Annotated in this window: 9 protein-coding genes, 1 pseudogene and 1 riboswitch; of the genes and pseudogenes, 3 read left to right on the forward strand and 7 right to left on the reverse strand. The window is 68.3% G+C overall.

Going from position 1 to position 12,170, the window contains the following annotated elements; genetic code table 11:
* Positions 1–349, reverse strand: a pseudogene (locus A5673_RS03575) (hypothetical protein); the annotation flags it as partial.
* A gap of 288 nt (positions 350–637) precedes the next feature.
* On the opposite strand from A5673_RS03575, the gene prpD reads away from it, so the two are divergent.
* Positions 638–2,137 (forward strand): 2-methylcitrate dehydratase PrpD, encoded by a 1,500-nt coding sequence (gene prpD, locus A5673_RS03580; RefSeq protein ID WP_068227180.1) that lies wholly within the window; start codon positions 638–640, stop codon positions 2,135–2,137.
* 116 nt (positions 2,138–2,253) lie between these two features.
* On the opposite strand, the gene A5673_RS03585 is transcribed toward prpD, so the two are convergent.
* Positions 2,254–2,472 carry a hypothetical protein gene (locus A5673_RS03585; protein ID WP_068227182.1) on the reverse strand — a complete coding sequence of 73 codons (219 nt, stop codon included), beginning with the start codon at positions 2,470–2,472 and terminating at the stop codon, positions 2,254–2,256.
* A 110-nt stretch (positions 2,473–2,582) separates the two neighbouring features.
* Here A5673_RS03585 and A5673_RS03590 point away from each other — a divergent pair, with 110 nt between their 5' ends.
* Positions 2,583–4,328 (forward strand): DUF3556 domain-containing protein, encoded by a 1,746-nt coding sequence (locus A5673_RS03590; protein ID WP_068227183.1) that lies wholly within the window; start codon positions 2,583–2,585, stop codon positions 4,326–4,328.
* Positions 4,329–4,368: 40 nt separating this feature from the next.
* Here the strand turns inward: A5673_RS03590 and metE are convergent, their stop codons facing one another.
* The 5 genes from metE to A5673_RS03615 form a co-directional block, all read right to left on the reverse strand.
* A complete protein-coding gene (metE, locus tag A5673_RS03595; RefSeq protein ID WP_068227185.1) occupies positions 4,369–6,639 on the reverse strand; it encodes a 5-methyltetrahydropteroyltriglutamate--homocysteine S-methyltransferase in 2,271 nt (756 codons plus the stop codon).
* Between the two features lie 167 nt (positions 6,640–6,806).
* A riboswitch (cobalamin riboswitch) is annotated at positions 6,807–6,967 on the reverse strand.
* A gap of 400 nt (positions 6,968–7,367) precedes the next feature.
* Positions 7,368–8,300 (reverse strand): cytochrome P450, encoded by a 933-nt coding sequence (locus A5673_RS03600; RefSeq protein WP_068227188.1) that lies wholly within the window; start codon positions 8,298–8,300, stop codon positions 7,368–7,370.
* On the reverse strand, positions 8,297–8,938 hold the full coding sequence (locus A5673_RS03605; protein ID WP_068227190.1) for an SDR family oxidoreductase: 642 nt from the start codon (positions 8,936–8,938) through the stop codon (positions 8,297–8,299). The genes A5673_RS03600 and A5673_RS03605 overlap by 4 nt, the downstream gene beginning before the upstream one ends.
* A gap of 217 nt (positions 8,939–9,155) precedes the next feature.
* Positions 9,156–9,998: an SDR family oxidoreductase gene (locus A5673_RS03610; RefSeq protein WP_068227194.1), complete on the reverse strand. Its 843-nt coding sequence runs from the start codon at positions 9,996–9,998 to the stop codon at positions 9,156–9,158.
* A gap of 77 nt (positions 9,999–10,075) precedes the next feature.
* Entirely contained in the window at positions 10,076–11,350 is a 1,275-nt protein-coding gene (locus tag A5673_RS03615; protein ID WP_068227192.1) for a TetR/AcrR family transcriptional regulator, read from the reverse strand.
* A 343-nt stretch (positions 11,351–11,693) separates the two neighbouring features.
* Between A5673_RS03615 and A5673_RS03620 the strand changes: the two genes are divergently transcribed.
* A partial coding sequence (locus tag A5673_RS03620) for a PPE family protein (RefSeq protein WP_156747822.1) occupies positions 11,694–12,170 on the forward strand: 477 nt, incomplete at its 3' end.

Here is a 12,170-nt window from a genome sequence, read left to right on the forward strand (position 1 = left end):
AGCGTGGACTGCTCCGCGCGACGCAGTGGAGCCTGGCTGCCATCTCCTCGATATCGGCGCTCGTCCCGGTGACCACCATGCTCAGCACCCATCCGCCGACGGCCGAGGTGGTGCTCGTCGACGCGGTCGCCGCGGTCTTCGTCGTCGCGGTCAGTGTCTTCTGGTTGACGCGGTGGCCGACGCGGGTCCAATCCGAGATTTTCGGGGTGGTCACCGGGACGAGCGCCGATATCGAGGAGATGGCAGCCAGGCTCCACTGCGTCGCGCGGAGCAGTCCACGCTCGCGCAAGACGGCGGTGATCCAGTCGAACTGGTCGGGCTGGCCCACCCACGACTTGAACCGGGACACGCTGCACCGCTCCTTTCGGGAGATAGCTCAGCATCAAACACCCGTCACCGAGGCAGGTGCGGAGAATCGCGAAATCCGCAGGGTTTACCTAAGCGGCCTGCGAGCGCGACGCCGGTCGGCGCCTCGTCCTCGGCCGCGCCGAGATTCGACACGATTGCCGCAAAATCCGTTGCCGCCGAGGCCATTACCTAAGGCGCCGCGAGATCATACCCGGCATTGCTGCCGTCCCGACCGGCCGCGGACTAGCCGTGCGATCGGTCAGGACCACGTGGTGGTGTACTCCATGTGATGATCGTGCACACGGTCCGGGCGCGGCGCAGCTCCGAGGACTTCCCCCGTGGCGAGCACCTGGCCGCCAAGATCGCCGACGTCGCCGCCGATCCGGTCGCCGTCGAGCCGGAAACGGCGGAGATGGTGGCCAACCGGATCATCGACAACGCGGCCGTCAGCGCGGCGGCGGTGCTGCGCCGGCCCGTCGCCGTGGCGCGCCGGCAGGCGCTGGCCCATCCGGGGCGGCCGGGGGCGGGGGTCTTCGGTGTCGCCGGCGCCCACTCGGCGGAATGGGCGGCGTGGGCCAACGGCGTCGCGGTGCGCGAGCTCGACTTCCACGACACGTTCCTGGCCGCGGAGTACGCCCACCCCGGCGACAACATCCCCCCGCTCGTCGCGGTGGGGCAGCAGCTCGGCGTGCGCGGCGCCGACCTGATCCGCGGCGTGGCCACCGCCTACGAGATCCAGATCGACCTGGCCCGCGGCATCTGCCTGCACGAACACAAGATCGACCACGTCGCGCATCTCGGGCCCTCGGTGGCCGCCGGCATCGGCACCATGCTGCGGCTGGACACCGAGACCATTTACCAGGCGGTCGGGCAGGCGCTGCACCTGACCACCAGCACCCGCCAATCGCGCAAGGGCTCGATCTCCAGCTGGAAGGCGTTCGCGCCGGCGCACGCCGGGAAGACGGCCATCGAGGCGGTCGACCGGGCGATGCGCGGCGAGCGGTCGCCGGCCCCGATCTGGGAGGGCGAGGACGGGGTGATCGCCCGGCTGCTGGGTGGGCCCGGGTGCGCCTACCACGTCCCCCTGCCGGCTCCCGGCGAACCCAAGCGCGCCATCCTGGACAGCTACACCAAGGAGCACTCGGCGGAATACCAGAGCCAGGCGCCGATCGACCTGGCCCGGCGATTGCGGCAGCGGATCGGCGATCTCGACCAGGTCGCGGCCATCGTGCTGCACACCAGCAACCACACCCACGTGGTGATCGGGACGGGATCCGGGGATCCGCAGAAGTTCGACCCCGACGCGTCACGCGAAACGCTGGACCATTCGCTGCCGTACATCTTCGCCGTCGCACTGCAGGACGGCACGTGGCAGCACGACCGTTCCTACGCTCCGGAGCGCGCGCACCGGCCCGACACCGTCGAACTGTGGCGCAAGATCTCCACCGTCGAGGACCCGGAGTGGACGCGGCGCTACCACGCGACGGATCCGGCCGAGAGAGCGTTCGGGGCGCGCGCGGAGGTGACGCTCACCAGCGGCGAGGTGATCTCCGACGAGTTGGCCGTGGCCGATGCCCACCCGTTGGGCGCCCGACCCTTTCGCCGCCCGCAGTACATGCGCAAGTTCAGCGAGCTGGCCGACGGCGTGGTGGACTCGGCGGAGCAGCGCAGGTTCCTGTCCGCCGTGGACGCCCTGGCCGACCTCGACGCGGTGGATGCGCTGAATATCGTGATCGATGCGCGGGTGCTGGGCCGCGCGCCGGTGCTCCCGCCCGGCATCTTCGGCTGAGTTTCAGTGTGCACCTGGGGCTTTGAGTGTTGCAGCCGGGCGGGAATTTCGCCGATTTCCCGCCGTGAACGCACACCAATAGCCGCGAGTTCACACTCAAGCACGTGCCTGCCCGACTAAGGGCTCGACGGGCCGCCGTACTGCCACACCAGGCTGTGGTTGCCGGTCATGGTCGGGTTGCACCACATGGTGCGGCCATTGGCGTCCTGCGTGGTGGCGTGCAGCACCGTGCAGGCGTCACCCGGCCCGGGGACGTCGGCCCGGGCGACGCCGACGCCGGCGGCCGGTGCGACGGCCGCGATCAGCGCCGCGACGACGAATCGAAGTCTGTTCATGGGCAAGCTCTCCTAGCGACTTCACGGTATCCGGGCATTAACTCCGAGGCAAAGGATTCTTTGCCCCTACCCAAGCCACGCGCCTAGAACGCGTTCTAATCTGTCAAACCATGGGATTTCTCAAGCCCGAGCTGCCGCAGCTCGACATGGAGGAATGGAACAAGGGCACCCGCAGCGAGAAGATCCGCCCGATGGCCCGGCACTGGGCCGAGGTGGGCTTCGGCACGCCCGTCGCCCTGCACCTGTTCTACGTCGCCAAGATCCTGCTCTACATCCTGGGCGGGTGGCTGTTCGCCTCGGCCACCAAGGGGCTCGGCGGCTTCACCAACGTCGCGCACTGGTGGTCCGAGCCGATCGTCTTCGAGAAGGTCGTGCTCTACACGATGCTGTTCGAGGTGGTCGGGCTGGGTTGCGGCTTCGGCCCGTTGAACAACCGGTTCTTCCCGCCGCTGGGCTCCATCCTGTACTGGATGCGGTTCGGCACCATCCGGCTGCCACCGTGGCCGGACCGCGTCCCGTTCACCAGGGGCACCGCCCGCCGGCCGGTAGACGTCTTGTTGTATGCCGCGCTGCTGCTGGTGACCTTGTGGGCGTTGTTCTCCGACGGCACCGGCCCGGTGCCGGAGCTGGGCACCACAGTGGGGCTGCTGCCCACGTCGGAGGTCGTCTGGATCCTGCTGATCCTCGGCGTGCTGGGGTTGCGCGACAAGGTGATCTTCCTGGCCGCGCGCGGCGAGGTCTACGCGACGATGGCGGTGACGTTCCTCTTCGGCGGGCCCGACATGATCGTCGGGTCCAAGGTGGTGTTCCTGGTCATCTGGATGGGCGCGGCGACCTCGAAGCTCAACAAGCACTTCCCGTTCGTGATCTCCACGATGATGTCGAACAACCCGCTGATGCGGCCCCGCTGGCTCAAGCGGCGGTTCTTCGAGAAGTTCCCCGACGACCTGCGGCCCGGCCGGCTGTCCCGGTTCGTGGCCCATGTGAGCACCGCCGTCGAGATGCTGGTGCCGCTGCCGCTGTTCTTCTGCCACGGCGGCTGGCCGACGACGGTGGCCGCCGTGGTGATGGTGTGCTTCCACCTGGGGATCCTCGTGTCCATCCCGATGGGCGTGCCGCTGGAGTGGAACGTCTTCATGATCTTCGGCGTGCTGTCGTTGTTCGTCGCGCACGCCCGGCTGGGGCTGACCGACCTGAGGCACCCGGTGGTGGTCGCGATCCTGTTCGTGGTGATCGCCGGAATCGTGGTGCTGGGCAACATGTTCCCGCGCAAGGTCTCGTTCCTGCCGGGGATGCGCTACTACGCCGGTAACTGGGACACCACGCTGTGGTGCATCAAGCCGTCGGCCAACGAGAAGATCGGCCGCGGCATCATCGCGATCGCGAGCATGCCGCAGGCCCAGCTGGAGCGGTTCTACGGCAGCCCCGAAGCGGCCCAGATTCCGATCTTCATGGGGTACGCGTTCCGCGGGTTCAACACCCACGGCAGGGCCCTGTTCACGCTGGCCCACCGCGCCATGGCGGGGCAGAACGAGGACGACTACGTCATCACCGACGGCGAGCGGATCTGCAGCACCGCGATCGGCTGGAACTTCGGCGACGGCCACATGCACAACGAGCAGCTCATCGCCGCCATGCAGCAGCGCTGCCACTTCGAGCCGGGCGAGGTGCGCGTCGTGCTGCTCGATGCGCAGCCCATCCACCAGCAGACCCAGGCCTACCGGCTGGTGGACGCGGCGACCGGCGAGTTCGAGCGCGGCATCGTGCGGGTCGCCGACATGGTGACCCGGCAGCCCTGGGCCGACGACGTGCCGGTCCAGGTGCTGACCGAAGCGCCCAACGTCACGCCAGAGTGACGCTCGGCGCTGAGCGCCACGCTGGCGTGACGCTCGGCAGTTAGGCGCCCGCCCGCACCTCCTGCGCCGCGGCGACCATGTTGCGCAGCGAGGCGGTCACCTCGTCGACGTTGCGCGTCTTGAGCCCACAGTCGGGATTGACCCAAAGCCGTTGCGGCGGCACGGCCCTCAGCGCCGCGCGCAGCGACTCGGCCATCTCACCGGCGCTCGGCACGCGTGGCGAGTGGATGTCGTAGACGCCCGGTCCCACGCTGTTGGCGAAGCCGGCGGAGTTCAGGTCGTCGAGCACCTCCATGTGCGAGCGGGCCGCCTCGATGGACGTGACGTCGGCGTCCAGGTCGGCGATGGCCCCGATCACCTCGCCGAATTCCGAGTAGCACAGGTGGGTGTGGATCTGCGTCGAGTCGGCGACGCCAGAGGTGGCCAGCCGGAAAGCGCCTACGGCCCAACGCAAGTAGTCGTCCTGCCGGGCGCGGCGCAGCGGGAGCAGCTCGCGCAGCGCCGGCTCGTCGACCTGGATGACGGCGATCCCGGCGGCCTGCAGGTCCACGGTCTCGTCGCGAATGGCCAGCGCCACCTGGTTGGCGGTGTCGGCCAGCGGCTGGTCGTCGCGCACGAACGACCAGGCCAGGATCGTGACGGGCCCCGTCAGCATGCCCTTCACCGGCTTGTCGGTCAGGGACTGGGCGTAGCCGATCCAGTCGACGGTCATCGGATGCGGCCGCGACACGTCGCCGTAGAGGATCGGCGGTCGAACGCAGCGGCTGCCATAGCTCTGCACCCAGCCGTTCTGCGTGGCGAAGAACCCCTGCAGCTGTTCGGCGAAGTACTGCACCATGTCGTTGCGTTCGGGCTCGCCGTGCACCAGCACGTCGAGGCCGAGCTGCTCCTGCAGCGCGATGACGTCGGCGATCTCCTTGCGCATCTTGGCGACGTAGGAGGCCTCGTCGATCTCGCCGGCCCGAAACGCCGCGCGCGCCTTGCGGATTGCGGAGGTCTGCGGGTACGAGCCGATGGTCGTGGTGGGCAGCGGCGGCAGCTGCAGCCGGGCCTCCTGGCTGGCGCGGCGGCGCTCGGCGTCGCCGCGGTGCGTGCCCGACGCGATGATCGAGTCGATCCGCGCCCGAATCTGGCTGTCGTGCAGGCGGGGATCGCGCTTGCGCGACGCCGTGGCGGCGTTGGACGCCGCGATCTGTTCGGCGACCGCGTCACGTCCTTCGTGCAGGGCGCGTGCGAGGGTGACCACCTCGCCCACCTTTTCGGCGCCGAACGCCAGCCAGCTGCGCAGGCTGTCGTCGAGATCGGCTTCGGGCTCAAGCGAATACGGCACGTGCATCGTCGAGCACGACGTCGAGACCGCGAGGTTCGCCGCCGAACCGCGCACGGTGGCCAGCTTGCCCAGCGCCGCCTCCAGATCGGTGCGCCACACGTTGCGCCCGTCGACGACGCCGGCCACGAGCAGCTTGGTGGACAGTTCCGGGATGCCCGCGACCGCGGTGCCCGCGCCGGCGACCAGGTCGATACCGATCGCCTCGACGGGCGTGCGGGCCAGCCCCGCCAGGGCGGCGCCGGGATCGCCGAAGTAGGTGGCGACGTGAATGGCGGGCCGGTCGCGCACCGCGCCCAGCGCGTTGTACGCCGCCTCGGCCAGCGCGGGCGCGTCGGGCGAGATATCGGTGACGAGCGCGGGCTCGTCGAACTGCACCCATTGCGCCCCGCCGTCGGCGAGCAAACCGAGCAGCTCCGCGTAGATCGGCACCAGCTCTTCGAGCCGCTCGATCGGGGCGCCGCCGCCGTCGACGGCCTTGCTCAACACCAGGAAGGTGATGGGCCCGATGACCACCGGGCGGGCGGAAATACCTTGCTGCAGCGCCTCCTTCAGCTCGGAGAGCACCTTGTCGGGGTTCAGGGAGAACGTGGTCGCGGGCCCGATCTCGGGAACCAGATAGTGGTAATTGGTGTCGAACCACTTGGTCATCTCCAGCGGCGCGACCTCGGCGTTGCCGCGGGCCGCGGCGAAGTAACGGTCCAGATCGTCGGAAACCTGAGCGGCGCGGGCCGGCAGCGCGCCGAGCATGACCGCCGTATCGAGCATCTGGTCGTAATAGGAAAAGGTGTTCACCGGGACCGAATCCAGGCCGGCGCCGGCCAGCGCGGACCACATGCCGCGGCGCAAATCGGCGGCGACGGATTCCAGCTCGGCCCGGCTGGTGCGCCCGGCCCAGTAACCCTCGGTGGCGCGCTTGAGTTCGCGTTTCGGGCCGATGCGCGGGGAGCCGGTGACGGTAGCGGTAAATGGTTGAGAGGTCACTATTCGTCCTAACACTCGACGGGTGGTTATCACCGCCGGTGGACGCACAGCCGATGCCGTCGCGGTGCGCACCTGATTTTTCAAGCCACACAACCGCTAACGGCCACGACCACACGCCCATTCCACGAGGCGATGAGCCGGCCGGACGCGGCGCGCCCGGCACAGCCGGCAGGTCTTCGGACTCGCAGGCGCGCACCTGGTGCTCCTACTGGCCGTCGCTTCCCGGCCTTGCGACCAGTGCATCTGACGGCGGTCGTTCCTGCATACCGCTGCGGGACAGTCCCGGACTCTCACCGGGTTCCCTCTCGCGATGCACGTCTAACATGCCTCGCTCGATGCTGGCGCCGCGGTTGCGGCGACGGCAGACCAGCTGCGCAGCGGAGTTTACCGTGCGCGCCGCGGGTGAGCGTGCCCGTCAACTTCAGCGGGGGAGCCTCCGCGCTGGTACAAATGCTTCACCGCGAGAGAAGGAAACCCACCATGAAGACGAGACAATCGATGGCCACGTTCGGCGCTGCAGCGGCGGTCTTGGCCGCTGGTGTTATCTGGACGGCGCCCTCGGCCTCGGCCGGCACCGACTTTTGCAATGCGCTCCCGCCCAAGGACGCTCGCGACTGCAACTGCGGCTTCGACTTCGCTCCCGGTAGTCAGGAACTTCAACAGTGCCTGTCGGGAACTCTGGTTGCGCCCGGTCCCGCGCAGCCGTAGGCGCCGGGCCTCGACCGGTACTAAGCCCTCGTCGCCAGCGGCAGCTGCGGCAGCCACAGAGAGCTCTCGGTCTGCGGGAATCCGGCCACCGGCCAGAAGCCGGCAACCAGCCCGAGATGCCCGGCCCGCTCGACCCACTCCTCAACCAGCACGCGCAACACCTGCCGGACGATGTGCCCGCCACGGCAACGCATGGACCCCGCACCCAGACTCCAATGCCGGTGCGCCCTAACGCCAATCACCAGATCATCGGTGGACATCGCGTCGCTGCCGTCCCGCTGCACCGCGGCGATGCATAACAGCACCACCTTGCCGGGCGGCAGCTCTACCGCACCGACGGTCGTCGGCTGGGTGGTGAAGCGCTGGCAACCCTGGACCATCGGCTCCAACCGGAGGACCTCTTCGACGAATCCGCGTATCAGCTCGGGCTCACGTCGAAGCATGTCGCACAATTCTGGGTTGCATGCCAACGCGAGCAGGTGCCAGCCGGCGTGTTTGAACAAGTTGCGGCAGGCCTCGGCAAAGACGTGGCCGGACTGCCCGGCCAGCAGCTCGGCGGGCAATAGCCGCAGCCGCGCCACGATGTCGAAAAGGGCGCCGGCCATCGGCGTCGTCACCTCGGCCACCGCGTCACCGCCACCCGCGGCGGCGAAACGGTCGATCAGCGCTGCCGCGGTCGGGCGGAACGCCGCCGCAATTTCATGGGCTGACTTCGGCGCGAACAGCTGCTGGTGGACCTCGAGATCGCGGTCGGGAACGGCGCGGGCGCGATCGAACCTCGGGTCGTCCAGATGCGCCAACACTTCGTCTCGCCCGACGACAAATACCCAGTTACCCGCCGGATCTCGCAACACCGGGCCGGCCTGGCGCGCCAGGCGCCAACCCAAGCCGCGGTCCGTGCTGAGGGCGATTCCCGCCTCGGGGGGAAAGACCGGACAGTCGGCCAGCTTCATGTGCCCAGCGCTTCGGCGATGGGGATGTCACCGTTGTTGAAGTCGATGGTGCGGCCGATGGTCGAGTCGTCGGCCAGCGCGGCCGCCACCACGAGCGCGACATCTGCCCGGGAGACCTCGCCTTTCCCCGCGCCGACGACGATCCGGCCGGTCGGCGGCTCTAAGGTCAGCCGGCCGGGTCCCAGCACGGTCCACTGCAGACCGCTGGCGCGCAAGTGCGCGTCCGCCGCCGCCTTGGCCTCCGCGTACGGGAAGAACGAATTCTCGCTCGGCACACCGTGATCCGGGCCCGCCCCGAAGTAGGAGACCATCACGAACCGCTGAACGCCCGCCCGCGCGGCGGCGTCGACCACGCGGATCGCGGCGTCGCGGTCGACGGCGTACGTCCGCGCCGGGTTACCGCCGCCCGCTCCCGCCGAGAAGACCACCGCGTCGTGACCGGCCAGCAGGCCGGCCAGCGCGTCGGTGTCGAGCCGCTCGATGTCGGCCACCACGGGCTGCGCACCCGTGGCGGCGACGTCGTCGGCGTGGTCGGGGTTGCGGAAGACCGAACTGACCTCGTCGCCGCGTTCGGTCAGGATGCTAGCCAGCTGCAGCGCGACCTTGCCGTGTCCGCCGATGACGACGATGCGTGCCATGCCCCCGACGGTACCGACCGCCGATCCTGGTGGTGGCGACCCGTCCCCAGCTCCGCGGGGGCACCCCCTAGCGCCCGGCTACGCCGCGCTCGCGACCGCCACTACTGGCCCCGAAAAGCCATAGGAAGCCATAGGGTTTCGCCCGCCTACGCCGAGCGTGAAGTGGTTGCGAAATTCTTCATGATTTTTCGCAACGGCTTCACACTCGACGCGCGCGTTAGAGCTTCACCCGGCCCATGATCAGGTCGATGATCGGCTTGCCGGGCGGGTAGGCGCCGGTCAGCGAGGCCATCGTGTGCCCGTAGTCCACCAGCAGCGTGATCCCGTTGATGCCGAAGGCGGCGGCGCTGTTCAGGAACGCCATCACGTCGCCCATCTGCTCCGGGGTGTGCACCTTGGAGCCGGTCTCGTCGCGGTAATCCTGCGCGAAGGTGAGCCAGAGGTCGGCGTTGGCCTGAGCCAGTGGGGTGTCGGTGGGACCCGGGCAGATCGCGTTGATCCGGATGCCCTTCTTCAGCAGCGGGTAGCCCTGCGTCGCGACGTAGGCGTTGACGACCTTCTTGGAAAACCCGTAGTGGATGATGCCTTCCGATTCGTGCGCCTTGACCCACTCTTGCGCCGACGCGAAGTCCGGCGTGGCGAGGAACTCCGTCAGCAGCTCCAGGTCGTTCTCCCAGCCCATGCCGGCCACCGAGGAGATGAAGCAGATCGCCGAGCCCGAGGGAAGCCGGTTCTTCTCGAGCAGCCGATCGATGAGGTGGCGGTGGCCGACGAAGTTGATCGCCATCAGGTCGGTGGTGCCGTCGGCGATGCCGGCGGCCGAGAACAGCGCGTGGATCGGGCCGTCCAGCTGCTCGATCGCGGCATCGATCGAGGCGGGGTCGCGCAGGTCCACCTGGATGGATTTGGCGACGTCGTAGCCCACCGGCGCGTAGTCCATCACGATGACCTCGGCGCCGAGCTCGGCCGCCGACTTGGCCGCCGCCGCGCCCATGCCGGTGGCTCCGCCGACGACGAGAGCCCGCTTGCCGTCGTAGCGCAACCGATCGACCACAGTCATGGAAATCTCCTTCTCTTTCACTGCCAACCCGGTTCTAATTGCCCAACTGTATGGGTAACAGTTTTTTGGTTCAACACCTACCCGGTGCGGACCGCGACGCCCCGCAGGACGGTGTCGCGGACGTGCACCAGCGCCGCGCGTTTGCCCACGTCGGCGAGGATGTTCTCGGGAATCCACTGCAGGCCGATGACGCACCGCGCCAGCATCGCGGTGGACGGGGCGTCGACACTGATTTCGCCCGCGCGGATCCCTTCGGAAAGCAGCGATTTCATCTGCCGAAGCCGGGTCGCGTACAGCCAGCCGGGGTTGGGGGTGTTCGGCGGCGACTGCCGCATCCAGGCGAGCTGAATACGGAACTCGTCGGGGAACCGGTCCAGTGCGTTGACGTTGACCCAGCTGAGGGCGTCGAGCTTCTCGATGGCGGTGGAATCCGAGCGCAGGACGCCGACCCAACCGGCCTCGACCTTGCGCCCGAAGGATTCCATGATCGAGGCGAGGAGTTCATCCTTGGACCCGATCACCCGATAGACCGTTCCGGTGCCGAGGCCGGCAGCCGACGCGATGTCCCTGATGGTGGTGACCTCATACCCTTTGCGGCCGAACTCGGTTCGTGCGACCGCAAGGACGCGGGCCGCCTTGTCGTCGGGATCCGTTTCGCTGTCGTCGGCCCACGTGCCGATGACGTCGCGGGCGGCCGCGAAGGCGTTGGACCGATCCAGCGCCGCGTCCGTCGGCGGCTTGGCGGCCAGACCGTCCAGGATGATTCGGCACAGCAGCCGGGCCACCTGGTCGACGGGGGCGGTGTGCCGCATGACGACGAGCCCGACCTGCAGCATCGTCTGGCAGATCCGGTCGGCCAGCGTGGGCAGGTCGACGTCGGGCTTGATGTAGCCGCTCCACCTGCCCGCGCGCAGCGTTTGCAGCATCGCCTCCCGCACCGCGTTGGGCGCCTCGTGGGTCAGCTTCATCAGCTCGGGATCGTCGTTCGGCCCCTCGTAGAAAGACATCTGCAGCGCGGCCCCGTGCCGCACGGCGCAGTGGGCGATCGCCGATCCGAGTTCGACGATCTTCTCCGACGCCGGTCGTTCGTCGGGTTGGTCCAATCTCGCCTGCGCGGTTTGGCCAATCCCATTCAGATCGTCCTGGTAGCCACGCATCAGCTCGACGAGGATCGCCTCTTTGGATTCGAAATGGTGATACAGGCTGCCGGGGAGAATGCCCGCCGCGTCGGCGATCTCCTGTAAGGAGGTGCGCAATCCGGAGGACGCGATCAACGACGCTGCCGTCCGCAGGATTTCGGTGCGGCGCGTTCCGGCTTGATTCATGCGGTCGGCCACCGACGGCATGCGCATTCGTCCTCCCGCCGAACCAAATCTTTGTTAGAGGCTAGCAGGCCGGGGTGAAAGAAATGCGCTGGACAAAGCGCTGACGGGTCGATTCTAAGGCGCCGGGCTCTCGCAGCGGTCGCGCGCGACCACCCTCCGACGGCCGCTTCGTCAGCCCTGGCAAATAGGCGCCGGTTTCCACTGCTTTTTGCGGCCAAAAGATTTTGGCGGAAGCGCAGCTTTCTGCCGTGAGTTGCCTTACCATCCCGATAGCTTGTAAATAGTCGCCGTCGGTAACTATTGCCTGAGTCGACTGTTGTTGTGGAGGGCGGTAGAGAGCGCTGATGCGGCCAGCTGTGCGGGGGTTGTGATGGTCCTGGATTTTTCGTGGTTGCCGCCGGAGATCAACTCGGCACGGATTTTGGCTGGTGCGGGATCGGGACCGCTGATTGGGGCCGCGCAGGCCTGGGATGGGCTGGCCCAGGACTTGCAGGCCTCCGCGTCGTCGTTCAGGTCGGAGATCACCCGGTTGGCCGGCGGGCCGTGGATGGGATCGGCGTCGGCGGCGATGGCGGCCGCGGCCGCGCCCTACGTGACGTGGCTGAACGCGGCCGCCGATCAGGCTGCCGCGATGGCTGGCGGGGCTCGGGCGGCGGCAACGGCGTTCGAGTCGGCGTTGGCTGCGATGGTGCCCCTGACGGCGGTGACGGCCAACCGAACGACGTTGGGGTCGTTGGTGGCGACGAATTTCTTGGGTCAGAACAGTCCAGCCATCGCAGCCAATGAGTTCGACTACGTGGAGATGTGGGCTCAGGACGCGGCCGCGATGCTGGGCTACCACGCTGGC

It is taken from the genome of Mycobacterium sp. E3198 (assembly GCF_001667015.1).
Taxonomy (GTDB): Bacteria; Actinomycetota; Actinomycetes; order Mycobacteriales; family Mycobacteriaceae; genus Mycobacterium.

What these genes read in the sequence shown, in the direction of transcription:
- A5673_RS03615 (WP_068227192.1), bottom strand. Translation starts at nt 11,350, where the DNA reads ATGCGCATGCCGTCGGTGGCCGACCGCATGAATCAAGCCGGAACGCGC.
- A5673_RS03585 (WP_068227182.1), bottom strand. Translation starts at nt 2,472, where the DNA reads ATGAACAGACTTCGATTCGTCGTCGCGGCGCTGATCGCGGCCGTCGCA.
- A5673_RS03610 (WP_068227194.1), bottom strand. Translation starts at nt 9,998, where the DNA reads ATGACTGTGGTCGATCGGTTGCGCTACGACGGCAAGCGGGCTCTCGTC.
- prpD (WP_068227180.1), top strand. Translation starts at nt 638, where the DNA reads ATGATCGTGCACACGGTCCGGGCGCGGCGCAGCTCCGAGGACTTCCCC.
- A5673_RS03590 (WP_068227183.1), top strand. Translation starts at nt 2,583, where the DNA reads ATGGGATTTCTCAAGCCCGAGCTGCCGCAGCTCGACATGGAGGAATGG.
- A5673_RS03605 (WP_068227190.1), bottom strand. Translation starts at nt 8,938, where the DNA reads ATGGCACGCATCGTCGTCATCGGCGGACACGGCAAGGTCGCGCTGCAG.
- A5673_RS03600 (WP_068227188.1), bottom strand. Translation starts at nt 8,300, where the DNA reads ATGAAGCTGGCCGACTGTCCGGTCTTTCCCCCCGAGGCGGGAATCGCC.